This window comes from Bradyrhizobium guangdongense (assembly GCF_006483445.1).
In the GTDB taxonomy this organism is placed as follows: domain Bacteria; phylum Pseudomonadota; class Alphaproteobacteria; order Rhizobiales; family Xanthobacteraceae; genus Bradyrhizobium; species Bradyrhizobium guangdongense_A.
Genome location: NZ_PPPT01000168.1, coordinates 1 through 24,632, shown reverse-complemented (window position 1 = coordinate 24,632; position 24,632 = coordinate 1). Strand labels below are relative to the sequence as shown.

Genomic DNA, 24,632 nt, shown 5'->3' with positions numbered 1-24,632 from the left:
CCTACGATAGTAGCGTGTAGATTCACGCCGGCAACTCTCGCCGCCGATAATTGGACGTTATCGACACCCAGCGAACGCGGGCGCCCTTAACCTTCAAGTCGCCTCCAGCGAGCATCTTCAGTGCCGAATGAACCAGGGGTCTCGGTGAGATTGAAGGTGACCACGCCTTCATTCGCACGACTAGCAAATCCAAGTAAGATTAGTAGCGGCTGTTGACGACCTTCGCTTCGAGGCCGCTAGTTTTCACGTTTCCCTGGACACAATCGCCGCGAAACTCGCCGGTTAGGCCGTTGTAACCCCTTCCGATCGGGGCTCCCGTGGCGACTAGGTCGGTTAGCTGTCCGATCTTGAACTTACTTGGATTGTCTTGCCATGGCCGAAGCTCGTTAAGCTGCGCTTTCGAAAGCCCCGGGAGGTCGAGCGGCTCTGCGTTGGCTGCCGCAATCACGACTACCGAGATAAATGGCACCAGCACCTTGGCAATATTCATACTGCACCGCATGCAAACAGGTTCAGCTTAGAGGCAACATCAATGCTCACACAATTGAAGGTTGGCCGCTAAACCCAGGATTGTCAACTTCGGTTTATGTGAACCCAAGCATCAACAACTCCGACTATCTCTTGAGACATCGGACCATCCCGAGCCGTCGATCATCGCAAAGCTTCGCATAGCCGCACACGGAGTTCTCGCCCAGGCTCCAATAGCGGTAAGTGGCGATAATCACGCCTTATCACGAGTGAGAGCACCAGCCGCTCTGTCAAAGGCCGCAAAACCACCGCTGCCTTGAAATCGGTGGACGTTCAAACCAGTAGCAAACTCGGTTTGGAGAGCGTGATCCACCGACTTTGCAATGGGCATTGGCGTTAAACGGAAAAGTGAAGTTACTCTCGGCGACGAACGATGGCTCCTGCGCCGCAACTTACCAAAAATATCGGACCACGCCCTTGCCGGAATAGGTCGCGACGTTGCCGGAGAACTCGCCGTCGAAGGTCGCGGCGATCGAGAAGCCGCTCAGCCACTTCATCTCGGCGCTGCCGCTGACGAGCGCGGAGTCGGCATCGGGCCTGGCGCCGTTGACGGCGAAGGCGGCGGCGCCCGGCAATGCCGTAAACAGCGCGGTGACGGCGCGGTTCGGGTTGTAGTCATGCGCCCACGCGGCGCGGCCGCGCAGGGTCAGCACGCCGTTCTGCACCGCGTAGGATTTGTCGGTGCGGAAGCCGAGCTCGGAGCGGGTATCGGTCGTGGTCTGGGCTGCGTAGTTGAGGGCGAACAGCCCGCCGCCGGCGAGACTCGTCTCCGTGTAGTTCGGCAGGTTGAACCTCGTGACCTGCACGGCCGCGTAGGGCGTGATGCCGACCAGCGGCGTCGCGAAGCGATAGCCGCCTTCGAAGCGGGCAGAGAAGGTATCGGCCTTGAAGCAGCCCTGGAGCTGGTCGATGCCGGCGAGCGCGACGGTGCGGTTGGTGGTGACGTCGTGCCAGCCATAGACCAGTGCGCCTGCGACGTAGGCGGGACCGAAATTGTGCCGGCCATAGACGCCGGCCTGGAACAGATCTGCCGAGCCCGAGCCCATCGCATTGGCAAGCGAGTAGTTCAAGCCGCCGCCGCCGAGCGCGAAGCCGATCAGCGTGTCCGGCGAGACCCTGAAGTCGGCGCCGGCCGCAACGCCCCAGATCCGCGCGCTGAGATCCTGCGAGCCGACCACGGCGTTGCCGCCGACCTGCTCGGAGCCGCCATAGCCGGCTGCCCAGACGCTCCAGCGATTGGCCGCCGCAGCCAGCATCGGCGCCTTGGTCGCCATCGCATAGGCCTCCCGCTCGGGGGGCGTCGCCGGCCGCATTGACGCATAGGCCGCCGCTTCGTCGCTCTCGGCGAATTGCGAGACGCTGCCGGGCTTCGCAAAGCCACCGCTGCGCCCGACAATTGTGGGATCGAGCATCAGATTCAGGAACTGGCCATCGGCATTGATCGCGGACTGGATCACGCCGGTGCCGAGCTCGCCCGACGCGATGGTCAACCCCGCGGGCGTCAGGCCCCCAAAGACCACCGGAAGACTGCCGGAGCTGTTGAAAACGTTCGTCAGCGTATTGGCCACGTTCTGCTGATTGACGGTGAGACTGCCGCTCGTCGACGTGAAACTGACGCCGATGTTGAGGAAGACGTTGTTGGTGTCGTAGCTCAGCGTCGCCGACACCGACGACATGTTCGAAACCACCGTCGGGTTGAACGCGCTGCCGCCGAGGCCGCTTGTCGCGTTGAGGATGGTGTACTGCTTCTGCAGCGTTCCCGAGAAGATCGCGCTTACCGTCGCGTTGCCGAGCGCGGCGGCGCCGAGCACGTTGGTGCGCGACGCATTCGTGCCCGAGACCTGAACGAGGTAGGTCGATGCCGCGGTGAAGCTCAGCGGACCGTTCACGGTGAGCGGCGCATAGGGACTGGTCGTGTTGCCCGGTGCGAGCGTGCCGCCGGCGATCGCGGTGGTGCCGACCGTCCCGATGCCCGCAAGCGTGCCGCCGGCATTGACGGTTGTCGCGCTCACGATTGAGCCGTCCACCACCAGCTTGCCGCCGTTCACCGTGGTGGCGCCGGTGTAGGTGTTGGCACCGGTGAGGATTAGCGTGCCGGCGCCAACCTTCGCTAGTGCCCCTCCAGCTCCAAAAAATGTTCCGCCAAATTCAGTGGAAAGATTGTTTGTTCCTATCAATAGCTGTTTCGAGCCCAAGGACACTCCGCCGAATCCCTCAATGGAGCCGACAGTCATGCTCGTCTGGAATATGTCAAACACTTCAAAGCTGCTGCTGGCGTCCATAATGACGCGCGCCTGCCCAGCTGTAGGATTGGGCCCATGAAAATGAATCACCCCGCCATTGAGGTTTGTGATCGTGCTGCTTCCGGCGGTTGAATTATCGGTAAAATTCAAATGGCCCGCGTCGTTTGTAATGTTTGCACTTGCAGCGCTGCTGCCATCTTCGAATAAAATATATCCTCCATTGTTCTGAATTGTTGAGCTGCCCGCGCTGGTGGGAGCGCCGCTACCGCCAAAGGTTATTGTCCCGAAATTATTGAGACTTCCGCCGATAAAGAGGTTGTTGTTGCTAATGAACGCATGATCGGCGGTGCTTTGATCTCTAAACGACACCAAGCCACCAACGTTCAATATTGTTGCTGAAGCGGCCGTCGAGTGCGTATTGAAATATGCATTCCCAGCATAAATGTTGATCGTGGCATTAGCAGCAGAGCTATTGTCGAAGAACGCAACATTTGCACCAAAATTGATATTGGGGTCCTCGTTTACCCTGATCGTAGCGCTTCCAGCCGTACTCGTTTGATTGAATGTTGTACTTCCACCATGCTCGTTGAGAATACTAGAAGCGCCCGCACTACTGCTAATGAGAAATCGCGTTTCACCGAAGCTACCGTTGTTTAAGATTTGCGCGGAGCCAGCGGTGCTGGATGCAGCAAAACTGGTAATTGAACCGGCCGCACCGATCCAAATGTTGTTGATTGATGCACGTCCAGCCGTTGATGAATTATCGAAATGCAACACGTCGCCGGTGACATTAAACGTCGAAACAGAAGAATTGCCAAGGATCCCTCCGCCGTTAAAAGTGAGATTTACGCCACCGGTAAGAGCAAATGAGTACAGGCTTGACGGGTTAGTGAAGTTTATCGCGTCGACAGGCATACTAACATTCGGCGCTTGCGAGAATGTAATCGCGGTTGTGTTGGAAAGGCCGAACGTTGCTGTCCCTGTCGGAACTGATCCGGGCGACCAATTAGTAGCCGTATTCCAATCCCCGGAAGCGGGATTCGGAAGCCAAAGCGCGTCCTGAGTCCAAGCTCGTTCCTGACTCAAGATGAGGGCGGTGATGGCCAAAAGCAGCCTAGACATTCGTCCTGAGCGCATTCTCTGTACCCACTCCGAAATCACTCCGCGAGTATTTCGCCGCCAATCGATGCCAGGCCCCGCAGGACAACCTTAGCTAGATGATCATTTCTAGCCGATGAAACTCCGTTGCTGCCAATTTCGGCTCAAAAATCGACATTCCAGCAGAGTGTGATAAAAAGCCCTAGCGACATGGCAAGGCGGAGGCGAAAGGCGGAGGAGGTCCGCCGACTCCACAAAGCCGTAGGCAAATAGAGTGGATAAGTCACAACGTTGATGGCGGCACCAAAAGAGTGCGGGAGTTTCAAACCAAACGCCAAATCGGTTTAGAGGAGCCCCGTTCCATTACATCGCCGCAGGCCCCGAGATGGTTGATACAACGCCATGTGCGTCTCAACCACAACATAGATTGAGCCTAGCAGCGCAATTTGCGTTCCAGTTCAGCGACGTACGTTTCCAACTGCTGATTAACCCCGTCACCGTCCGCACCGTGATGAATATGCCGGTGACAGGTGGGGCAAATCGCACCGACGGAAGCAGGGTGGTCTGGACCACCATCGGCGACACGCCTGATGTGGTGTGGCTCCAAGTACGGGCTGCCGTCTTTCCTAAGGAAGGGTGCGGCCTTTTTACAGGCTTCGCAGACACCGTTGGCCCGCCTGAGCACATACGCCTTCACCTTCATGCTGCGGGCGTAGTAGGTGCGTTGAGACTCCTTCGAAGGAGCCTGAGGCGCGGTCGCCGCAGCTAGGGCGAGAGCTCTCAATTCAGCGAGGGATTTTTCTTTAAGGTTCACCTCTTCTTCGCTTGCTTCCGGCGTAGATTCGACCTCTGCCATCGGAACTAGCTCGAAGACAATTGCTTTCCGCACCCGACCTTCCCGATCTGGTGCGTCTCTCGTTTCCCAACCGGCGTATGCGAAGCATCCCATATAACGGTAGCTGCCCTTGGCCTTGGTGGCTTCGAACAACAGAAGATCCCGACCATCGGAGAGATGATCCTGAATGGCTCGGTTGCCCCGCACGAATTCCATATCCCCGCTCTGGCCCTCGCCGGTGTAAGCGAAGATACCGTCAGGTTGCCAACCGTCCGAATAGCCAAACTGCTCGCCCGATTCCCCCGTAAAGAGGAAGACGAAGGAACATCCGCTAGGGGTAGCTATGCCGCCCCGCTCCTGTCCTCCAAAGACTTGATGGATGTCCCGTTGTCGGTGGTACAGGCTCCCAATCTCGAAGGGGATGCCTACAGGTTGAACGTCGGAGGGTTCGAGAACGCGGAAATCTAGCTCTCGTAGTCGCTTTGCGACGGTCTTATCGCCACCTGAGAAGTCAGCGGCCGCGAGCGACTGAAACTTTCCGCCAAGTTTCCCGTGAGCGGCGCCGGCGATGGCCTTGCTGTCGTAGCGTTTGCCGTCGTGCTGGAGGAAGTATCCCCGCGACTTCCCGAAGCCGTACTTAGTCAGAAAGGCTTCCCGCCCGAACTGGTCGAACTCACTAATGGCGTCCAGAACGGCAGCCCTTGTCAAATCGGCCAGTGCCAAAGTCCCCTCCCCAGATATTTAAGCCGGATTCCACCCGACCACGGCTTTTGCAATCAACTGCAAATTCGATTTTTGCAGTCAACTGCAAATCCGGAGCCTCCGATAATGGAAGGTTATCGGAGGTGACGATTGCAGTTGATTGCAAATCCGTCTTAAGGGCGGCCGGCAGTTGACGACCTGTTGGTCTTGTCCACCACAGGGCGTCTCCCTCCGGCGACGGGCGCTACCAGCCGCCGAACCGGCTGGCCGAACGCAATGCCAAGCAAGGCGTGCCGATCAGCCTGTCGACCCCTCGCCGACTATAGGTCAGCGGTTGTACGGTGGCGTTGATGCCGTTCTTCCGGCGCCTCGAGGCCCATGCGCCCAAGTGCTGGGGCGGCGAGCGATTTGCAAGGGGGCGACACTACAGTGCCGGTCCCGGCCAAAGGCAAGGCCTACACCGCCGCATCTGGGTCTATGTGCGCGACGGCAAACCCCTTTTGGCGGGCAGGTCTCGCTGGGGATGGTCTTTTATTACTCAGCGATCGTACCGGCAGCTTCCGAGGCGCATCTGGCTGGCCACAGCAGCATCTTTCAGGTCGACGCCTATAGCGGCTATGGCAAGCTCTACGACCCCGGGGCGCACCGCAGGTCCGATCCTGGGAGCCGCGTGTTGAGTCCGTGCCCGACGGCCGTTCCTCGTAACGGCTGGTCTGGCTGAGAACGCGCCTCGCAAGGCTCAGGGCAAGAAACCGGCTGCGATCTCGCCCCTGGCATCGGAAGCACCCAAACTTCCGGGTTGCTGGCTGACGCGCATTATGTCCGGAAATCTCAATCTGCCGCGTCTCTGAGTTAGTCAGGAAGATGAGCTAAAGCTAAGATTTTGCGTCATTTTCGCAATCACGCCGTCAAACCCGCCGTCCTGCTACCCAATGTCAGAAAAATTGTCAGAGAACTCCAGACATGGTGCTGATGCTGGCCTGATGTGGGGCTTCTCACCGCCGTTGACGCCTGGCCGGTGCTGGTCATCAACGCCGCGCTTTGGCTAGTACACAAGTAGATTTGCAGTTGACTGCAAAAGTTCGATATTATGGCACAAACGCCACCGGCAAGCTAAGCTCTTCCGGGGGCAGGCTTCATGCAAAGAAAACCCGACGACAATTACCCCCTTCTCATTGGGGGCGGCGTCATCGTTCTGGCGCTCTTTTTGCATTCGATTTACGAGGATTTGCTCAAGGCAGCGATCTTACAAAAGCTTGGTGCGCTCATGGGCGTGACTGAAGCTGAGATCGTAGGCCGCATGACTGAAATGGCGCTCCCTTCTGTCGGCGCAATTGCTGTTGTTTGGCTGCTTTACAAACTAATTCAGTCAAGGCTGGCCCAAGACTATGCAGAGCAGGCAGCTCCTCGCATCAAGTTTACGGGAAATGCCACGCTAGAGACGTCCGAATTCTCGCATGATGGATCGTTTGGAGGTGAACACAGCCTCCTCACGGTAGAAAACTGCGGTAGTTCGATACTTGAAAAATGTTCAATCAAGATCGAGGCAGTGACCCCACCCAACGGCCCGCGGCAAGAACTTCAAGTATCTCTCACAACTGAGGCTCGCAATACACCTAACCGAATAGGCCGATTTTCTCTCAGCGGAGGCGAGCGCAAAAGAATTCCGCTCACGTCCTTGGAAGTTAGCCGCCCGGGGCAGTCAGGTTTCCCTGTCTTGGTCGAGACTACCTCGGGCCAGCTTCAACTCACCTATCCGGGCCAACATCTTTTGGAAATCTCCGCAAATGCAGAGATTGGCCAGCCTGAACGTCGCGTTCTACGCATTGATCTAGACTCGGATGGCCGAGCAAAGATCGAATGGGAAAAGAAAGAAAACTAAATTTCCTCTAGTGCCACGCCCTCCAGCTCCAGCGCCGCAATACACGCAAGGAAGAATGTTGCGGGGAATGTGCCCCGCGCCAGCTTATTGGTGAATGAGGCCTCTGTTTCCTTAAGCCCATGCTTCTTGAGCCGCTTCGCAAACGCGGCATAGGTGACGTATGCGTCGGGTCTTTGTCGCGCCATGGTGATCTCCTTTGCTAGGGAGATGTGCGCGACAGTTCAAAATTCTTGTGGCGTTTGCGCCAAAATACCGCAAAAGTTACGTTTTGAGCCCGAACCAAATCGGAGTGCAGTCAACTGCAAACAGCATCTCCTATAGAAGCCCGGAGGCCGACAATGCCCTCGGCCAGCTTTTCCAGATCATTTCCGGCCGCCAGAAAGCCTTGTGAGATGCCTGAAGAGCATTTTCATAGCTCTTCCGGATTTTATCGTCTGGCAGCATCGCCAAAGCCTGGGTCTCACCCCGCACCGAGCAACTATCGATGAAGAACGTCCAAGCATATGGCTTCACGCCCTTCGGCCGTTGCGGATAGGCAACTGAAATGTCTGCAAAACGATTGGTCAGGTTTAGCAATTTTGATAGAGGCTTCCCCGGCGCGTAGCCATATTCGATACGAGTATGCGACAGGCCGCCGTATGCCGGTTGAACAGGCGCTACAGAGGTATCCTTGACCTGTTGCCTCTTGTTATAGGCCTTCCACTTGGCGTTCTTGTCACCAGATTTAATGCCGAAGTATCCGGTTTCTGGCTTACCACCCTCCGAAATATACCAGTGCTGCTTTCCACCAGTTGATACAGTGACTAAGAGGTCAGCCAAATTCACGCCCACGATGTCCACCGCAACATCGAGCCTGGAGACTTTACCGTTCCCGATGACCTCAGTGAAACTAAGGCCGTTGAGAACTAGTGCCTCGAGTTGCCCTTTTAGGAACGCGATTCCCGACTTTCCTAGCCCCGTGGGATTGAATTCCAGGCGCAGGGTGTGAGCTATCCCTTTCTTCGTCGGCCCCACCTGTATTAGCGCTGTCTGGCCACTAAGAGGGATCGCAAGTTGCGCAGAGGCTTTGTAGGGTACGCTGCCATTCACCCAGGGCTGCGCTTTCCAATGCCCTCCGGCCTCGATTTCTTGCAACAGGTTTTGGACGAGAACTGGTCCAAGGTCTGGACTACCCACATAGGTAATTGCGACCTTGTCGATCACGGGTTTTAGGATTGCTGCCTGTCCCTGAATAGGTATGTAGCTGATGTCATTATAGGGTACTTTCCCTATCTTCTTTTCCTTTACCTCTCCTTTTTTACCCGCCTCTCCTTGCTTGTTAGAAGAGACCCCACTCAGGGCGACAAAGACCGGCATTTTCGCGCTCAGAGTTGATCTCGATATGGCATCATGTTCGCCGAGCCGTCCCCGGCAAGGCAAGCTCCCGAATTCAAATTGTTTTTGCTCGTTAGTTCAACGGTTAGCCAGGGATTCCTGGTCAGGCCATTCGAACTGCCCGTCCGGTTGGTGCCGCGTCCGTTTGCGCGAGGTGTTTTCGTCGCACGCTGTTTCATGCGCTGGCCGAACCGAGCTTCAGTCAGGGTAGGCAACATCCTTCGCTAGGAACATGTTGTGAACCCGCCTTCCGAGTCTGGGACACAGTCTGGGACTTTTGGACGTTAAGGGACGAAATTTACCTGTTTTTGTTCGATATACGTGCCAACTGTACGATAAAGGCAAACTCGAAAACTACCAACAATTTCAATGGCACTAGGTGACATTTACAGGGTTCAATCTCAACGTGACGCGGACATCTGGAAACTCGGATGCACCAGCGCTTCCGGCGCGATCGCCAGCACGATCAGTGCGGCGACCGCCAGCGTGCGGAAGGTGATGGCGCGGCGGTCGACCATGACGGCGATCAGCACCACCGCGGTCATGAAGAACGAGCGTTGGGTCGCGACCTCCGCACCCGACAACAGCAGATAGAAGGCGGCCGCAACGAGCGCTGCCGCCGCCGACCACTTTTTGATCGGATGCCTCACCGCAAATCCCGGGATCAGCGCCAGCAGCGCCCGCACGGCGAAGAACACGACACCGGCGACAACGGCCATGTGATAGCCTGATATCGACAGCACGTGGCCGAGGCCGGAGATGAACATCGCGTCGTTGACGGGCGTCGAGATCGCATCGCGCCGCCCGGTCAGCAGCGCGGTGGCAATCGCACGGTTGTCGCCTTCGAGCACGTTGCGGATCCGCGCATCGATGGTGTCGCGCAGGCCCTGCATGAGCGCGGCATAGCGCAGCCTGAGGCCGCCGGCATCCGGCGGTGCCGCCGTCGCGATCGTGCCCATCACGAAGCCGGAGGCGCCGATCCCTTGGAAAAACATGTCGCGGCTGAAATCATAGCTGCCCGGACGCGACGGCGTCGGCGGCGGCATCAGCCGCGCCTTCAGCTGCACAAAACTGCCGACCTCGGGCGCGGTGCCCTTGCGCACCGACAACCGCACGCGTTCGAGCCTGACATCGCTGCGCGCAGCATCCATCGTGGCGACCCGCAGCACGAAGCGATCGGTGCGCTCGCGGATGTCGCGGGTCTCGACGAAGCCCGTCAGCGACACGGAATAGAGTGGCTTTGCCAACACGACATGTGCAATCCGCGCGGTCTTCCAGGTCGCGATGGCGAAGCCAGCGGCGACTGCGGCGATCATCACGACCGGGGCGAACAGCCTGTGCCGGCGCAGCAGCCCCGCAGCGACCGCAAGTGCGATCGCGGTGACGGCTGTGACCCACAACACCGGCTCATGGTCGGCCGCAAAGTAGAGTGCAATGCCGCCACCGAACGCGACGGGCACCCACGGCAGCAGCCGCCCGGCGCCTGCTTCGGCCTTCGCCCATGCGCGGAGCGTTTCGACCAGCAAGGACCAAGCGCCCGAACCAACCGGCGCGTATCCGCCCGCCTGCGCCCGGCCCGGAGGCCAAGTGCTTGCGATACCCTGCCGCGCGCGGTCTGGCCGGGTCGGCTCCGCCATGTCGAGATACACCCCAGGATACGCTGACGCGCCCTGAGGCTACCGGAAGCTGCCAGCCGCCGCCTAGCGGAACAGATCGGGAATGGGGCGTACGCGTTATCGCTGGGGACGACAGAACGCGCGGATCTCGCACTGCTTGGCACAGCGGGCGATCGCGGCATCCCGACGTGGGCAGGTCCCGCCGCCGCCAAATTCGCACGCTATCTGCGGGCAGCGGACTTCACATGCGTTGCTGTCACGGTTGGAACATCCCAGCTTGCATTCCTGCACCGTGCAGGAGATTGCCGAATGAGCCGCAGTGGCGGCGTGCGCCGCTCCCGCCATCGCGAGAACCGAGCAGGCAATCAGCAGCGCGATGGCGCGGCCGGGCATTGTCCTGGACATGCGTGACCTCCTTCGCTGGCGGATGGCAAGCGCGAACCGTCCGGCTCGCGGAGCCGACCGATCGCCATCATGCCGCCGGCCGACCCGGGTGCAAGTGAAAGGGATCACTATCTGAGGATGCCTGCGACCAGCGCCGTCAATTCGCTAGATCAGCGGCGCCTTCGACGAGGCGTGGTGATTGACGATCTTCCAGTCGCCGTCTTCGGGGATGATGACCCAGCTCATCTTGACCTCGAGCGGCTCTCGTTCGCCGGCGAGATCGAATGAGATTGTCGCAGCCATGTTGATGAGATCAGGGCCGGCCTGCGCCGCCCTCACCTCGGAAAACACCGCATTCGGCGCACGCCAGCGCGGCAGTCCGCTGAAATAAGCCGCAACGCCGTCGCGGCCGCGATAGAGCGCCGGGTTGGAGCCGAAGAAGAAGGCGTTCTTCGAATAGAGTGAGGACAGCGCCGCCGCGTCGAGCTTTGCGAAACCTGCCGTCCATTTCGCGATGATGGCGGAAACGATCGCGTCGGCCTGCTCAGCCATCCCTCACCCCTTGGCGACTTCCTTGGCAAACGTATCGCGCAACCCGATGGTCCGCGAAAATACCGGCTTGCCCGGCGTCGAATCCTTGTCGCGCACGAAGTAGCCCTGCCGCTCGAACTGCACCGGCTCGGTCGCGTTGCTCTCGGCGACCGACGGCTCGACCCGCGCGTCGGCCAGAATCTCCAGCGACTGCGGATTGAGATCGGCGGCGAAGTTCGACGCGTCCGGGCTCGGATTGGCAAAGAGCTGGTTGTAGATGCGGATCTCGGCCGGCACCGACTGAGCTGCCGGCAGCCAGTGCATGGTCGCCTTGACCTTGCGACCGTCGGGCGCGTTGCCGCCCTTGGTGGCGGGGTCGTAGGTGCAGCGCAGCTCGACCACCTCGCCCGCGTCGTTCTTGATCACGCCGGTGCACTTGACGAAATAGGCGTAGCGCAGCCGCACCTCGTTGCCCGGCGACAGGCGGAAGAACTTCTTCGGCGGGTTCTCCATGAAATCGTCGCGCTCAATATAGAGCTCGCGACCGAACGCAATCTTGCGTGTGCCGGCAGCGGGATCATCGGGATGATTGATCGCGTCGAGCTCCTCGACCTGCCCTTCCGGATAGTTCTCGATCACGACCTTCAGCGGCCGCAGCACCGCCATGCGCCGCTGCGACGTGCGGTTCAACTCCTCGCGAATACAGAACTCCAGCATGCCGACGTCGACCACGCTGTTGGCCTTCGCAACCCCGATGCGCTTGACGAATTCGCGTAAAGCGGCCGGCGGCACGCCGCGGCGGCGCATGCCCGCCATGGTCGGCATGCGCGGATCGTCCCACCCGGCGACATGGCCCTCGCGCACGAGCTGGGTCAGCACGCGCTTCGATAGCAGCGTGTAGGTGATGTTCAGCCGCGCGAATTCGTACTGGTGCGGCTGCGACGGCACCGGCAGCTTCTCGATGAACCAGTCATAAAGCGGACGGTGATCCTCGAACTCCAGCGTGCAGATCGAATGCGTGATGCCTTCGATCGCGTCCGACTGCCCGTGCGCATAGTCGTAGCTCGGATAGATGCACCATTTGTCGCCGGTGCGTGGATGATGCGCATGCAGGATGCGATAGAGCACGGGGTCGCGCAGATTGATGTTGCCCGCGGCCATGTCAATCTTGGCGCGCAGCACGCGCGCGCCGTTCGGAAATTCGCCGGCCTTCATGCGACGGAATAAATCGAGATTTTCCTCGACCGAGCGATCCCGGAACGGCGAATTCTTGCCGGGCTCCGTCAGCGTGCCGCGGGTGAGACGGATCTCCTCCTGGGTCTGATCGTCGACATAGGCGAGCCCGTCGCGGATCAGCTTCTCGGCCCAGTCGTACAGGCGCTCGAAATAGTCGGAGGCGTAGAACAGGTTCTTGCCCCAGTCGAAACCGAGCCAGCGCACGTCGGCCTGGATGGAATCGATATATTCCTGCTCTTCCTTGACCGGGTTGGTGTCGTCGAAGCGCAGATGGCAGCGGCCGGGAAACTCCTGGGCGATGCCGAAATTGAGGGCAATCGACTTGGCATGGCCGATATGCAGGTAGCCGTTCGGCTCCGGCGGGAACCGGGTCACGATCTCCTTGTATTTGCCTGCGTCGAGATCGGCCTGGATGATGTCGCGAATGAAATCGCGCCCCACCTCTGCTGCCACCGGTTCTGTGCTCATTCAAGAATCCTGCGAAAATCCTGTAGAAAGCAGCGGTCCTTCTGCCAAATTCGGCAGGCCGAGCCAAGGCCTTAAGCCGACCGCTGCCGGGCTTTAGTTATGCTCCGTCCTGCTATACACCACCGCTTCCCGCAGCATAGGCCTTAACCCAGAATGACCGATTCCGTCGTCACGCGCTTTGCCCCCTCGCCGACCGGCTTCCTCCATATCGGGGGCGCCCGCACGGCGCTGTTCAACTGGCTCTATGCGAAGAAGCTCGGCGGCAAGATGCTGCTCCGGATCGAGGACACCGACCGCGAGCGTTCCACGGAAGCTGCGATCGCGGCCATCCTCGACGGGTTGAAGTGGCTGGAGCTCGATTGGGACGGCGACGTGATCTACCAGTTCAGCCGTGCCGCCCGCCACCGCGAGGTCGCCGAGCAGCTCCTGGCCGACGGCAAGGCGTACCGCTGCTACGCGACCCCGGAGGAGCTCACCGCGATGCGCGAGAAGGCGCGCGCGGAGGGGCGCACCCGGCTCTATGACGGCATGTGGCGCGACCGCGATCCCGCAACCGCACCTGCCGGCATGAAGCCGACCATCCGGCTGCGCGCACCGCAGACGGGCGAGACCGTGATCGAGGACCAGGTGCAGGGCCGCGTGGTCTGGCAGAACGAGAACCTCGACGACCTCGTCCTTTTGCGCGGCGACGGCACGCCGACCTACATGCTCGCGGTCGTCGTCGACGACCACGACATGGCCGTCACCCACGTCATCCGCGGCGACGATCATCTCATCAACGCCGCGCGGCAGAAGCAGATCTACGATGCGATGGGCTGGGCGCTGCCGAGCATGTCGCACATCCCGCTGATCCACGGCCCGGATGGCTCAAAACTGTCCAAGCGCCATGGCGCGCTCGGCGTCGATGCCTACCGCACCTTGGGTTATTTGCCCGCGGCACTCCGCAACTATCTGGTCCGGCTCGGCTGGAGCCATGGCGACCAGGAGATCTTTTCGACCGAGGAGATGATCGCAGCCTTCGACCTCTCCGGCATCGGCCGTGCGGCCGCGCGTTTCGATTTCGCCAAGCTCGAGAGCCTCAACGGCCACTACATCCGCAACGCTGACAACGCCTCGCTGGTGAAGCTGTTCGAGGGCGTGCTGGATCATGTCCCCGGCAAGGCCGAACTCAAGGCAAAACTCAACGACACCACGCGCGCGCAACTGCTCAAGGCGATGCCGAGCCTGAAGGAGCGCGCCAAGACGCTGATCGAGCTGATCGACGGCGCCTATTTCATCTTTGCCGACCGCCCACTGGAGCTCGATCCCAAGGCGGCTGCGCTGCTGACGGACGACAACCGCAGGCTGATCGGACGGCTGCATTCCGCGCTGGAGAATGTCGAGACCTGGAGCGCCGCCACCACGGAGGCGGCGCTGCGCGCCTATGCCGAAGAAAATAGTCTCAAGCTCGGCGCAGTCGCGCAGCCCCTGCGGGCGGCGCTGACTGGACGGAGCACGTCACCCGGCATTTTCGAGGTTTTGGACGTCCTGGGACGGGCGGAAAGCCTGGGGCGGCTCGGAGATCAGTCCAAGGACTAGTCTAAGACGTAAGTAGGTCATGCTCGCAGCTATCTTGCAGCGCACACAGCAATAATATACCCATCTGACCCGTACCTTCTGGAATTTCCGGCCTGCCCCACCAACCTGTCTGGGGTCTCCGGGTCCGGCCCGTTTCACCACACATCGGGGACCTACGATGGACGCCAAACCAAGCACAAAAACCGCGACGCTTACGGTCGGAAACAAGAACTTCGATCTTCCGATCCTGAGTGGCAGCGTCGGCCCCGACGTCGTCGACATCGGCAAGCTGTACGGCCAGTCCGGCCTGTTCACCTACGACCCCGGCTTTACCTCGACCGCGAGCTGCCAGTCCAAGATCACCTATATCGACGGTGACGCAGGCGTGCTGGAATACCGCGGCTACCCGATCGACCAGCTCGCCGAGAAGGGCGACTTCCTCGAGACCTGCTATCTGCTGCTCTACGGGGAGCTGCCGACCCCGGCCCAGAAGAAGGATTTTGACTACCGCGTGATCCATCACACGATGGTGCACGAGCAGATGGCCCGCTTCTTCCAGGGCTTCCGCCGCGACGCCCACCCGATGGCCATCATGGTGGCCGCCGTCGGCGCGCTCGCCGCGTTCTATCACGACTCCACCGACATCAACGATCCGAAGCAGCGCATGATCGCGTCGATGCGGATGATCGCCAAGGTGCCGACGCTGGCGGCGATGGCCTACAAGTACACCGTCGGCCAGCCCTTCGTGTATCCGAAGAACTCGCTCTCGTTTGCCGAGAACTTCCTGCACATGTGCTTCGCGGTGCCCTGCGAGGAGTACAAGATCAACCCGGTGCTCGCCGACGCGCTGGACAAGATCTTGATCCTGCACGCCGACCACGAGCAGAACGCCTCGACCTCGACGGTGCGTATCGCCGGCTCCTCCGGCGCCAACCCGTTCGCCTGCATCGCGGCCGGCATCGCCTGCCTCTGGGGCCCGGCCCATGGCGGCGCCAACGAAGCCGCGCTCAACATGCTCTACAGCATCGGCAGCGTGGACAAGATTCCGGAATTCATCGCCAAGGTGAAGGACAAGAACTCGGAAGTCCGCCTGATGGGCTTCGGTCACCGCGTCTACAAGAACTACGACCCGCGCGCCAAGATCATGCAGAAGATGTGTCACGCCGTGCTCAAGGAGACCGGCCATGGCGACGATCCGATGCTGAAGGTTGCGCTCGAGCTCGAGAAGATCGCGCTCAGCGACCAGTACTTCATCGACCGCAAGCTCTACCCGAACGTCGACTTCTATTCGGGCATCACGCTGAAGGCGATGGGCCTGCCGGTCTCGATGTTCACCGTGCTGTTCGCGGTCGCCCGCACCGTCGGCTGGATCAGCCAGTGGAGCGAGATGATCGAGGATCCGCACCAGAAGATCGGCCGTCCGCGCCAGCTCTACACCGGCGTCACCCGCCGCGACTACGTGCCGATGGACCAGCGGAAGTAAGCTTTCGATCCCAAGGCTTTTCGGATCTCAAGGCCTTTTCGAACGGCGCCATCGAAAGATGGCGCCGTTTGCGTTTGGGCTAGTTCGGCTTGATGCCGGCCTCGCTGATGAGCTTGCCCCATTTTGCGCTTTCGCTCTGGATGAAGCGCGCGAACTGCTCCGGAGACGTCGGCGCGGGCTCGGCTCCGAGAGTTCGGATCTTCTCGACGACCGACGGGTCGCCTAACGCCTTGACGAAAGCCGCGTTCAGCCGCGCCACGATCTCGGCTGGCGTGCCGGCCGGCGCGACCAGGCCGAACCAGCCGACAGACTCAAAACCGCTAATCCCGCTCTCGGCAAGAGTTGGCACGTCAGGCAGGCTTGGCAGACGCCGCGCGGACGACACGCCGATCGCGTTGAGCTTGCCCTCGACAATGAGCTGCTTCGACGCCGGGATATCGAGCACCGCGAAAGGGACGTGCCCGGCCAGCACATCCACCGTGGCCGGTGCCGTTCCGCGATACGGGACCAGCTCCATGGCGACGCCGGCCTTCTGCGCGAACAGGGCGGCGGTCAAATGCATCGCGGTCGAATTGCCGCCATGGCCGATGGACAGCGCGCCCGGCTTTGCCTTGGCAAGCGCGATCGTCTCTGCAACCGAATGTGCTGATACGTTGCCGGACGCGACCAGCACGAAGGGGATTTCAGCAAGCAACGTGATCGGAACAAGGTCTTTCGGATCGAACGGCATCGTCTGATTGAAGTGCGGATTCACGGTGAGCGCGCCTGCCGGTGCGACGCCGAGCGTGTAGCCATCGGGTTTCGCCTGGGCGACCGCGGCCATGCCGATGTTGCCCCCTGCTCCCGCGCGGTTCTCGATCACAAAGCCCTGCTTGAGATCCGCGGCAACGACGGGCTCGAGGGCACGCATGACGATGTCGGCGCTGCCACCCGGCGGAAAGGTCACGATGACCTTGATCAATTGCTCCGGATAGGCCGCATTGCAGACCCGCAACGGCAAGAAGACGAGTGCAGCGACGACCAGCGCGCCGATCCTTCCGAAATGACGCATGTGTTTCCCTCCTCGGTGCTGTTCTTTTTGCGTTGGCCTCTAGCTTACGCCGCGACGTCGCCCGCTGCGCCCGTGAGGCGCGCGATCAGATGATCCGGATTCTCGGGCGCCCCCTGCCCGCGCCAGGCGATGTGCTGGTCCGGCCGCACCATCACGAGCCCACCGGGATACGACCCGTTCGCCTCTTCCGGCGCGACCTCCACCAGAGTGAGCGGCATGCCGCGCGCCTCCGCGGCGGCCAACAGTTGCGCAACGTCAATGGTCCGGTCGAACCGCAATAATGTGTAGCCCAGCCCGAGCGCATCATAGAGCGACCGTCCATCGCCCAGGAACAGATGCGGCGCGCGCGCGCCGGGCACCGTGGACGGGGTGAAACTCCCCATCGAATAGGGCGGCGGCGTTTCACCGTCATAGGCGACGATCGGTGAGGCATCGTAGTAGTAGCCGAAGTTCAGGCCGGCGCAGCAATATTGCTGCACGTTGAGATCATAGGCTGCCTTGGCGAGCGCAGCGCGCGCGGCATGCCCGCGCGGCGTGTCGTCTTCGATCTCCGCCGAGACGCCGCCGCGCTGGGCCATCATTTTCATCGCATGGTCCATCGCAAAGCGCGAGACCTGCTCGGTGATCGGCTGGCGTTCCGCCTCATAGGCATCGAGGATGGCGGCCGGCGCCCAGCCATTCAGATGCGCAGCCAATTGCCAGCACAGATCGACCGCGTCGGCGATCCCTGCATTCATGCCGTAGCCCGCATAGGGCATCCACAAATGCGCGGCATCGCCGCAAATGAAAACCCTGCGGTCGCGGAAGCGATCGGCGACCAGACGGCGTCCAACCCAATCCTCCTTGCTGAGGATGCGGTATTCGAAATGCTCGTCGACACCGAGAATGGCGCGGATGGCCCAGTCGCGATCGACCGAATCGAATTCCGGCTCGTCCGGCCTCAGATGGTTGTGCACCAGCCAGCGGTCGTGGCCGTCGATCGCCACCGTCGTGCCCGAGCGGCGCGGATTGAGCGAGAGCACCATCCAGGCGGGCTTGTGCGGCGCCATCAATTCCTTGAGCTGCGGGGCTTCGATATAGGTCGACTGCACGCGCTGGATGATCGGCGTGCCCGACAGGCTCGCGCCGATCGACTTGCGGACAAGGGAGCGGCTGCCGTCGCAACCGATCACGAAGTCGGCCGCGATGCGGAGCGAGCTGCCGTCGTCCAGATTGCGGGCCAAGGCAATCACCTCCCGGTCCCCCTGTTCGATCGCCAGAATTTCCGTGCGTGGAAGAATCGTGATGCGGGGCTGCGCGGCGGCGTGGCTGAACAGGATCGGCTCGAGATATATCTGGTTGATGCGATGCGGCGGCTCGGGCGTCGGCCACCACGTGTCAGGCCCGCCCGTCGCCGTGTACCGGGTCGACCGGCCCGGAATGTCGATGCGGCACAGTTCGATGCCGGTGGCCGTGGTGCGATAGGCGCAGTCGTTCGGGAAATCCGCCGGCAAGCCTGCCGCACGCAGCTTTGCCGCCACGCCGAGGCGGCGAAAAATCTCCATCGATCGGGCCGACACGTGATTGCATTTGACGTTGGGCGGATCGCCCGCATGCCGGATCTCGGCGACGACGACGTCGATCCCGCGCGACGCCAGATCCATCGCCGCGGTCAACCCCACAGGCCCCGCACCCACCACCAGAACCTGCGTCTTCATGCCTTTTGTCCATCCCCTTGCGTTGCCGGGTACCTCTCGGCGTCCGTAGGATGCACTCTATTGCAGGGTCGTTTATTGGATAAGCCTGAAATAACTCATCAATTCATGAGCTTTCCCTATGAATATCACGTTGCGGCAACTTCGCGCCTTCACCGTCGTCTATCGCGCGCGCAGCATCACGCGCGCGGCCCGCGAGCTCAGGATCACGCAATCGGCAACGAGTTGAACCGGCTGGAGCGTTTTCCAGCGAAGTGGATGCCGGTTCGCGTCAAGAAAACGCGTCAAAACAAGAATCTAGAGCTCCGTTCCGATTCCATCGGAACGGATAAAGCTCTAGTTGCCGCGCCTGCCCTTGCGCATCGTGGCCAGCACGATGTCGGCTGCGCGCACGCTCGGCGACTGGTTGCCGGTGGCCATGATCGTGTCGAGCTTTGCAAAAGCCTCGACCTGGCGCCGGCGCATGTCGGTATCCGCCAGCACCTCGGTCAGCGCCTGCGACAGCTTTTCCGGCGTGCAGTCTTCCTGCAGGTATTCCGGGATCACCTCCGTGCCGATCACGAGATTGGCAAGGATCACCGACGAGACCTGGATCGCGCGGCGCAGGATAAAGGCCTCCAGCGCGCCGACGCGATAGGCCGTCACCATCGGAACGCCCGCGAGTGCGAGCTCCAGCGTCACGGTGCCACTCTTTGCGAGTGCGGCACGCGCAATCCGGAACGCCGCGCGCTTCTCGGTCTCGCCGATCGCGATTTTTGGCACAACCGCCCAGCCGGTGACGCCCTCGCGCACGGTCTGTTCGAGATGCGGCATGGTCGGCAGTATCAATTCGAAGTCGTGTCCAGCGGATTTGAGACGGCCGAGCGCTGTACCGAAGATTCCGAGGTGGTGGCGGATCTCGCTGCGCCGGCTGCCGGGCAGCACCAGCAGCATGGGCGGCTCGGTGTCGCGCCGTTTCTGCTCGTCCGCATTCGGCCGCAGCGACGCCAACTGCTCGATCAGGGGATGGCCGACATAGCTGCAGGGCGGGCCACGCAGCTTGCGATATTCCTCGGGCTCGAACGGCAGCAGCGCCAGCACGTGGTCGACATAGCCGAGCATGGCGCGCGCCCGCCCCGGCCGCCAGGCCCAGACCGACGGCGAGACATAGTCGACGATCGGAAGCGCCGGATTGTGCGCGCGGACGCGGCGCGCGACGCGGTGGGTGAAGTCGGGACTGTCGATGATGACGAGCATGTCGGGCGCCGCCTCGATGACCGCATCCGACGTGGTGCGGATCAGCCGCAGGATCTTTGGCAATTGCTGCACGACCGCGGCAAAGCCGACGATCGAGAGCTCCTCGATCGGAAACAGCGAGGCGAGCCCTTCCCGCGCCATCATGCGGCCGCCGACGCCCTCGAACGCGACGCCGTCGCCGAGCCGCTGGCGCAGCACCTTCATCAGGGCCGCGCCGAGCCGATCGCCGGACTCCTCGGTCGCGATCAGGAAGATCCTCTTTTCTGGTGTCTTCGCCTGCATCACGCGGCTACGCCGATGACAAAAAGATAGCGCGCATCGGCCGCTTCGATCATGGCCTGCGGCTCGGCGGCGAGTGTGTTGCCGGCCAACACGGCGATGCCGGCGAGCCCTGCTGCCGCGACGCCCTCGATGGTGCGCGGGCCGATAGTCGGCAGGTCGAAGCGGAGATCCTGGCTGCTCTTGGGCATCTTCACCAGTACGCCCCGCCCCTTCGCCGCGCGAATGCGGCCGTCTTCGCGCAGCCGCGCCACGCGCGCGAGCAGCGCATCGGTGCCCTCGATGTCCTCGACCGCGACGACATGGCCGTCGATCACGATTGCGGCCTGACCGATGTCGAAGGGGCTGAGCGCAGCGAGCACCTTGCGGCCGCGCTCGATGTCCTCGACGGACGCCCCGCTCGGCGCCGCGCGCGTGATGCAGCCTTCCGGCATCAAGAGATCAGGCGCGACGTCCTTGATCCCGACCATGCGAAAACCGTCCTGCTCGAACATGCGGCCGACGCCGGAGAGCAGATGGTCGTCACCCCCGCGGAACGCGCGGACGATGTTCGCGAGCAGCCGAAGCGTCTTGAAGTCGAGCCGGACTTCAGACAGCGATGGCCGCACCAGCGTGCCGATGAATACCAGATCGCGGCAGCCTTCCTCGTGGAACAGCCGCATCGCGCGGCCGAGCTGGCCGACCGAGATCCAGCGGTGACGGAATTTTTCCACCCGCACCGGATCGCAGGCGCCGCGCAGCGGAAACAGCACGGGCTCGATGCCTTGCGCGGCGAGCGAGTCGGCGACCGCGAACGGCATGGCGCCGCCGCCGGCAATGATGCCGACCGGCGACGATATTCCGGAAGCCGCTGCGCTCATGGTTGCGGCCATCCCGTGATCACTTGGCGATGGCGGGAAGGCAGAGCGGGCGATGCTTACCCTTGGCGATGAAGTCGAGGATCTCGGCAATCGCGGGATCCTCGCCCGCGAGCCCCTGCACCGCCTCCAGCCGCTCGGCGAACATGCCGGAGCCGTGGAACAGCCTCTGATAGAACGCGCGCACGGTCGCGAGCCGCTGCTTGGTGAATTTGCGCCGCTTCATGCCGATGATGTTGAGGCCTTCCAGCGCCGCGTACTGGCCGTTGACGAGCCCGAACGGGATGATGTCGTCGCGCACGCCGCAGACGCCGCCGACCATCACCTGCGGACCGATGCGCGTGAACTGGTGCACGGCCGAGAGCCCGCCGATGAACACGAAGTCGCCGATCTCGCAATGGCCGCCGAGCGTGGCCGAGGTCGCGAAGATCACGTCGTTGCCGACATGGCAGTCGTGGCCGACATGGCTGCAGTTCATGAAATAGCCGCGGTCGCCGACCCGCGTGATGCCGCCGCCGGCCACGGTGCCGGCGTTCATGGTCACGGATTCGCGGATCGTGCAGCCGGAGCCGATCTCGAGCTTGGTCAGCTCGCCGCGATAGCTCAGCGACTGCGGCGGCGTGCCCAGCGAGGCGAACGGATAGATCGTGCAATCGTCGCCGATCGTGGTTTGCGCGGTGATATGCACATGCCCGATCAGCTTGCAGTTCTTGCCGATCGTGACATGGGGGCCAATGAGGCAAAAGGGCCCGATCTCGGTCCCCTCGCCAATCACGGCGCCGTCTGCCACCCGCGCCGCGGGATCAATCTTGCTCATCAAGAAATTCTGATTGTGCGTTGAAGTCACTTGGGTTTTCCGCTGGTTAGCGCGTCTTTGCCCGGCCTGTCCAGTGACGTATGATCTCGACTTGTTTCAGTGCTTAAAGCCGACCCGCCGATACATTAACGACTTCATGTGGAGCTCAGAGGAGTCGTGGTCAAAGTCATCGCCCTCCTGCTCGCACAGCTTCTCACCGCGCCGATCGTATCGGAGAGCGTGGAGATTGGCGGAAGCGGCGACGTCGACCTCGTCACCTTCGAGTGCCGCGACATCAACCGCAGCACCGTGCTCCAGCGCGTCTGCTACGACCCAGCACAGCGCCAGCTGATCGTCGCGCGCGGCGGCGTCTATGAGCGCTATTGCGGCGTGCCGGCGCCCACGGTCGAGGGCCTGATGGGCGCATCGTCCATGGGGCAGTTCTTCAACCGGAATATCAGGCGGCAGGCATCGGGCGATCGCTACGCTTGCGCGGCCCCGCGACGAACCTGAGCGCGTTCTAATCCGTCAGCATGGCGCCGACATCGGCTTCCGCGACGACCGTGCCGTTGACCTTGGCGTCGCCGTGAAACCACCACATGGTCTTGCGGCGTCCGATCGAACGCATGTGATACTCGATGGTGTCACCGGGCAGCACGGGCTTGCGGAACTTGCACTTGTCGATGGTGAGGAAATACACCGCCCGCGGCTTCTCGGTGCCCTCGACCGAGGTGATGCCGATCACGCCGGCGGTCTGCGCCATCGCCTCGATCATCATCACACCGGGATACACCGGGCGCTCCGGAAAATGTCCCTGGAAAGCCGGCTCGTTGAACGTCACGTTCTTGATGCCGATGCCGCTGTAATCGGTACGGATGTTGATCACGCGATCGATCAGCAGCATCGGAAAGCGATGCGGAAGCGTTCGCAGAATCTGGTTGATGTCGATGAGCTCGAACCTGATCGGTGCCTCCTCCATCACTCCCGTCCCTCTTCCTTCGGATCAGCCTTGCTGTCGCGCGCCAGACGCTCCACCGCCAAAATCTCCTTGAACCATTGCCTGGTCGGCTTGGCAAAGAAGCCGCCCCAGCGTCCACCCGCAGGAATGTCGTCCTTGACGCCGCTCATGGCGGTCACCTGCGCTCCGTCACCGATCTTGAGGTGGTTGTTGATCCCCACCTTCGCGCCCAGCGCGACGTTATCGCCGATCGTCAGGCTGCCCGCGAGCCCGATCTGGGCCGCCAGCAGACAGTGCCGGCCGATGGTCACATTGTGGCCGATCTGGACCTGATTGTCGATTTTGGTGCCCTCGCCGATCACGGTGTCGCGCAGGGAGCCGCGGTCGATGGTGGTGCCGGCGCCGACCTCGACGTCGTTCTGGATCAGCACCCGCCCGGTCTGGGGCACCTTCAGATGGCCATCGGGGCCAAAGAAGATGAAGCCGTAGCCGTCCTGGCCGATCGAGCAGCCGGGATGGATCAGCACGTTGTTGCCGATCAGCGCGCACTGGATCGCCGTCCGCGCGCCGACATTGCAGTCGCGGCCGATCTTGACGCCCGGCCCGATCACCGCGCCCGCGCCGATCACGGAGCCGGCGCCGATCTCAACATCGGGACCGATCACGGCGAGCGGATCGACGACGACGCCGTCCTCCAGGCGTGCCGTGGGGTCGATGATGGCGGAGGCGGCGATGCCGTCATTGCCGACCCAGGACTGCGGACGTAGCGCATCGCCATGCCATTCCCGGGCGATTTTGACGAAGGCACGGAACGGCTGCGCCACGCGCAGCACCGCGACATGCGCCGGCACCTGGGCGGCGAAGCGCGCGCTCACCAGGCAGGCCCCTGCTCTGGTCGCCTTGAGCTGATCGGCGTATTTGAGGTTGTCGAAGAACGTCAGATGCATCGGGCCGGCTTCGTCGAGCGAAGCCAGGCCCGTGATGACGCGGTCCGCCCGTGAAGGGTCGGCCAATTCCGCCTTCGCCAGCGCGGCAATCTCAGCCAGCGCCGTCGCAGGCGGCTTCTTGAAGAAAATCGGTTGCGCCATTCCACCCCGTCGCGGTCCGGCCAGAGCATGATGCGAACCGCATCATGCTCTTATCCCATCGGGCTCGGTGAACCAATTAGAACGTGGTACCGCCGCCGAACCTGAACTGTTGCACGCGGTCGTACGCACCCTTGGTGAGCGGAACCGCATAGTCGAAGCGCAGCGGTCCGAAGGGCGACTGCCAGATCAGACCGACACCCACCGACGTCCGGACCACGTTTCCGTTGTCATAGACCAGACCAGTACAGGTGCCGGCCGTGGCCGGGTTGACGGTGGAGGGAACGCAGCCGGGCACGTTGACTTCGTTCGTGACGGTCCAACTCGTCGGTCCCTTGTAGTCGTACAGACCGCCGGCGTCGGCATAGACCGCGCCCTTCAGACCCACTTCCTTCGGCAGGAACCAGAACGGCATCTGCAGTTCGAGCGAAGCGCCCCAGTACTTGGTGCCACCGAGTGCGTCCTGGGTACCGAACGGATTCAGATCGCGCGGACCGATACCGTTGGGTGCGAAGCCGCGCACCAGGTTCGGGCCCATCTGGAAGTGATCCAGCATGCGCAGGTCGGTGCTGCCCCATTTGTTGAGCATGCCGCCCTGAACATGGAGCAGGCCGACCACGTCAGAGACCAGCGACTGGTAGTACTTCGCGTCGACCGCAGACTTGAGATACGAGACGTCGCCGCCGACACCCGCGAAGTCCTGTTTGAAGTCGATCAGGAGGCCGTCGGTCGGGTTCTT

The 24,632-nt window shown here is 61.8% G+C and carries 20 protein-coding genes and 3 pseudogenes; 6 read left to right on the top strand and 17 right to left on the bottom strand.

The genetic code is table 11. The features are described from left to right. Window positions 1-199 precede the first annotated feature (199 nt). The 3 genes from C2U70_RS23800 to C2U70_RS23790 all read right to left on the bottom strand — a co-directional run bounded on the left by C2U70_RS23800 (window position 200) and on the right by C2U70_RS23790 (window position 5,427). Window positions 200-490, bottom strand: a complete 291-nt coding sequence (locus tag C2U70_RS23800) for a hypothetical protein (RefSeq protein ID WP_140980959.1) — start codon at window positions 488-490, stop codon at window positions 200-202. 430 nt (window positions 491-920) lie between these two features. Further along, on the bottom strand, window positions 921-3,686 hold the full coding sequence (locus tag C2U70_RS33750; RefSeq protein ID WP_283810403.1) for an autotransporter domain-containing protein: 2,766 nt from the start codon (window positions 3,684-3,686) through the stop codon (window positions 921-923). Between the two features lie 616 nt (window positions 3,687-4,302). After that, window positions 4,303-5,427, bottom strand: a complete 1,125-nt coding sequence (locus C2U70_RS23790) for an HNH endonuclease (RefSeq protein ID WP_140980953.1) — start codon at window positions 5,425-5,427, stop codon at window positions 4,303-4,305. 218 nt (window positions 5,428-5,645) lie between these two features. Between C2U70_RS23790 and C2U70_RS33560 the strand changes: the two are divergent. Then, window positions 5,646-6,191, top strand: a pseudogene (locus C2U70_RS33560) (IS66 family transposase); the annotation flags it as partial. 353 nt (window positions 6,192-6,544) lie between these two features. Next, window positions 6,545-7,288: a hypothetical protein gene (locus C2U70_RS23785; protein ID WP_140980950.1), complete on the top strand. Its 744-nt coding sequence runs from the start codon at window positions 6,545-6,547 to the stop codon at window positions 7,286-7,288. Here the strand turns inward: C2U70_RS23785 and C2U70_RS23780 are convergent. The 6 genes and pseudogenes from C2U70_RS23780 to C2U70_RS23755 all read right to left on the bottom strand — a co-directional run bounded on the left by C2U70_RS23780 (window position 7,285) and on the right by C2U70_RS23755 (window position 12,897). After that, on the bottom strand, window positions 7,285-7,473 hold the full coding sequence (locus C2U70_RS23780; protein ID WP_140980948.1) for a DUF6471 domain-containing protein: 189 nt from the start codon (window positions 7,471-7,473) through the stop codon (window positions 7,285-7,287). The two genes, C2U70_RS23785 and C2U70_RS23780, sit on opposite strands and share 4 nt — an antisense overlap. A 130-nt stretch (window positions 7,474-7,603) precedes the next feature. Next, a complete protein-coding gene (locus C2U70_RS23775) occupies window positions 7,604-8,644 on the bottom strand; it encodes a hypothetical protein (RefSeq protein ID WP_140980946.1) in 1,041 nt (346 codons plus the stop codon). A 431-nt stretch (window positions 8,645-9,075) separates the two neighbouring features. Further along, window positions 9,076-10,299: pseudogene (locus C2U70_RS23770) on the bottom strand (ComEC/Rec2 family competence protein); the annotation flags it as partial. 96 nt (window positions 10,300-10,395) lie between these two features. Beyond that, entirely contained in the window at window positions 10,396-10,683 is a 288-nt protein-coding gene (locus C2U70_RS23765; RefSeq protein WP_140980943.1) for a hypothetical protein, read from the bottom strand. Between the two features lie 144 nt (window positions 10,684-10,827). Next, a complete protein-coding gene (locus C2U70_RS23760) occupies window positions 10,828-11,214 on the bottom strand; it encodes a nuclear transport factor 2 family protein (protein WP_140980940.1) in 387 nt (128 codons plus the stop codon). A gap of 3 nt (window positions 11,215-11,217) precedes the next feature. Beyond that, window positions 11,218-12,897, bottom strand: coding sequence for a glutamine--tRNA ligase/YqeY domain fusion protein (locus C2U70_RS23755; protein WP_140980937.1), 1,680 nt, complete (start codon window positions 12,895-12,897; stop codon window positions 11,218-11,220). Between the two features lie 153 nt (window positions 12,898-13,050). On the opposite strand from C2U70_RS23755, the gene gltX reads away from it, so the two are divergent. Both gltX and gltA read left to right on the top strand, forming a co-directional pair. Then, complete coding sequence (gene gltX / locus C2U70_RS23750) at window positions 13,051-14,475, top strand: glutamate--tRNA ligase (RefSeq protein ID WP_140980934.1); 1,425 nt, start codon at window positions 13,051-13,053, stop codon at window positions 14,473-14,475. 157 nt (window positions 14,476-14,632) lie between these two features. Beyond that, the gene (gene gltA / locus C2U70_RS23745) at window positions 14,633-15,937 is read left to right on the top strand and encodes a citrate synthase (RefSeq protein WP_140980932.1); all 1,305 of its coding nucleotides are present in this window, start codon (window positions 14,633-14,635) and stop codon (window positions 15,935-15,937) included. 79 nt (window positions 15,938-16,016) lie between these two features. Here the strand turns inward: gltA and C2U70_RS23740 are convergent, their stop codons facing one another. Both C2U70_RS23740 and C2U70_RS23735 read right to left on the bottom strand, forming a co-directional pair. After that, window positions 16,017-16,988: a Bug family tripartite tricarboxylate transporter substrate binding protein gene (locus C2U70_RS23740; RefSeq protein WP_140980929.1), complete on the bottom strand. Its 972-nt coding sequence runs from the start codon at window positions 16,986-16,988 to the stop codon at window positions 16,017-16,019. 44 nt (window positions 16,989-17,032) lie between these two features. Further along, window positions 17,033-18,685, bottom strand: a complete 1,653-nt coding sequence (locus tag C2U70_RS23735; RefSeq protein ID WP_140980926.1) for an FAD-dependent oxidoreductase — start codon at window positions 18,683-18,685, stop codon at window positions 17,033-17,035. 118 nt (window positions 18,686-18,803) lie between these two features. Between C2U70_RS23735 and C2U70_RS23730 the strand changes: the two are divergent. Further along, window positions 18,804-18,908 (top strand): annotated as a pseudogene (locus tag C2U70_RS23730) (LysR family transcriptional regulator); the annotation flags it as partial. 110 nt (window positions 18,909-19,018) lie between these two features. On the opposite strand, the gene lpxB reads toward C2U70_RS23730, so the two are convergent. The 3 genes from lpxB to lpxA are packed head-to-tail and all read right to left on the bottom strand — an operon-like array spanning window position 19,019 to window position 21,871. Next, entirely contained in the window at window positions 19,019-20,200 is a 1,182-nt protein-coding gene (gene lpxB, locus C2U70_RS23725) for a lipid-A-disaccharide synthase (protein ID WP_433960702.1), read from the bottom strand. After that, entirely contained in the window at window positions 20,200-21,057 is an 858-nt protein-coding gene (locus tag C2U70_RS23720) for an LpxI family protein (RefSeq protein WP_186294431.1), read from the bottom strand. The genes lpxB and C2U70_RS23720 overlap by 1 nt, the downstream gene beginning before the upstream one ends. A gap of 19 nt (window positions 21,058-21,076) precedes the next feature. Then, window positions 21,077-21,871 carry an acyl-ACP--UDP-N-acetylglucosamine O-acyltransferase gene (lpxA, locus tag C2U70_RS23715; RefSeq protein ID WP_140980917.1) on the bottom strand — a complete coding sequence of 265 codons (795 nt, stop codon included), beginning with the start codon at window positions 21,869-21,871 and terminating at the stop codon, window positions 21,077-21,079. Between the two features lie 156 nt (window positions 21,872-22,027). Between lpxA and C2U70_RS23710 the strand changes: the two genes are divergently transcribed. Then, window positions 22,028-22,363, top strand: coding sequence for a KTSC domain-containing protein (locus C2U70_RS23710; RefSeq protein ID WP_140980914.1), 336 nt, complete (start codon window positions 22,028-22,030; stop codon window positions 22,361-22,363). Between the two features lie 7 nt (window positions 22,364-22,370). On the opposite strand, the gene fabZ is transcribed toward C2U70_RS23710, so the two are convergent. The 3 genes from fabZ to C2U70_RS23695 form a co-directional block, all read right to left on the bottom strand. After that, a complete protein-coding gene (gene fabZ, locus C2U70_RS23705; protein ID WP_140980911.1) occupies window positions 22,371-22,829 on the bottom strand; it encodes a 3-hydroxyacyl-ACP dehydratase FabZ in 459 nt (152 codons plus the stop codon). After that, window positions 22,829-23,896 carry a UDP-3-O-(3-hydroxymyristoyl)glucosamine N-acyltransferase gene (lpxD, locus tag C2U70_RS23700; RefSeq protein WP_140980909.1) on the bottom strand — a complete coding sequence of 356 codons (1,068 nt, stop codon included), beginning with the start codon at window positions 23,894-23,896 and terminating at the stop codon, window positions 22,829-22,831. Before lpxD ends, fabZ begins: the two co-directional genes overlap by 1 nt. A 76-nt stretch (window positions 23,897-23,972) precedes the next feature. Beyond that, the coding region (locus tag C2U70_RS23695) for a BamA/TamA family outer membrane protein (RefSeq protein ID WP_140980906.1) at window positions 23,973-24,632 on the bottom strand (660 nt) is incomplete at its 5' end.

Excerpts from the sequence above, each read along its gene's own strand:
- C2U70_RS23755 (WP_140980937.1), bottom strand. The coding sequence starts at position 12,897 with ATGAGCACAGAACCGGTGGCAGCAGAGGTGGGGCGCGATTTCATTCGC.
- lpxD (WP_140980909.1), bottom strand. The coding sequence starts at position 23,896 with ATGGCGCAACCGATTTTCTTCAAGAAGCCGCCTGCGACGGCGCTGGCT.
- C2U70_RS23785 (WP_140980950.1), top strand. The coding sequence starts at position 6,545 with ATGCAAAGAAAACCCGACGACAATTACCCCCTTCTCATTGGGGGCGGC.
- C2U70_RS23735 (WP_140980926.1), bottom strand. The coding sequence starts at position 18,685 with ATGAAGACGCAGGTTCTGGTGGTGGGTGCGGGGCCTGTGGGGTTGACC.
- C2U70_RS23760 (WP_140980940.1), bottom strand. The coding sequence starts at position 11,214 with ATGGCTGAGCAGGCCGACGCGATCGTTTCCGCCATCATCGCGAAATGG.
- lpxA (WP_140980917.1), bottom strand. The coding sequence starts at position 21,871 with ATGAGCAAGATTGATCCCGCGGCGCGGGTGGCAGACGGCGCCGTGATT.
- C2U70_RS23740 (WP_140980929.1), bottom strand. The coding sequence starts at position 16,988 with ATGCGTCATTTCGGAAGGATCGGCGCGCTGGTCGTCGCTGCACTCGTC.
- gltA (WP_140980932.1), top strand. The coding sequence starts at position 14,633 with ATGGACGCCAAACCAAGCACAAAAACCGCGACGCTTACGGTCGGAAAC.
- C2U70_RS23800 (WP_140980959.1), bottom strand. The coding sequence starts at position 490 with ATGAATATTGCCAAGGTGCTGGTGCCATTTATCTCGGTAGTCGTGATT.
- C2U70_RS23780 (WP_140980948.1), bottom strand. The coding sequence starts at position 7,473 with ATGGCGCGACAAAGACCCGACGCATACGTCACCTATGCCGCGTTTGCG.
- gltX (WP_140980934.1), top strand. The coding sequence starts at position 13,051 with ATGACCGATTCCGTCGTCACGCGCTTTGCCCCCTCGCCGACCGGCTTC.
- C2U70_RS33750 (WP_283810403.1), bottom strand. The coding sequence starts at position 3,686 with ATGCCTGTCGACGCGATAAACTTCACTAACCCGTCAAGCCTGTACTCA.
- C2U70_RS23765 (WP_140980943.1), bottom strand. The coding sequence starts at position 10,683 with ATGTCCAGGACAATGCCCGGCCGCGCCATCGCGCTGCTGATTGCCTGC.
- C2U70_RS23720 (WP_186294431.1), bottom strand. The coding sequence starts at position 21,057 with ATGAGCGCAGCGGCTTCCGGAATATCGTCGCCGGTCGGCATCATTGCC.
- fabZ (WP_140980911.1), bottom strand. The coding sequence starts at position 22,829 with ATGGAGGAGGCACCGATCAGGTTCGAGCTCATCGACATCAACCAGATT.
- C2U70_RS23775 (WP_140980946.1), bottom strand. The coding sequence starts at position 8,644 with ATGCCGGTCTTTGTCGCCCTGAGTGGGGTCTCTTCTAACAAGCAAGGA.
- lpxB (WP_433960702.1), bottom strand. The coding sequence starts at position 20,200 with ATGCAGGCGAAGACACCAGAAAAGAGGATCTTCCTGATCGCGACCGAG.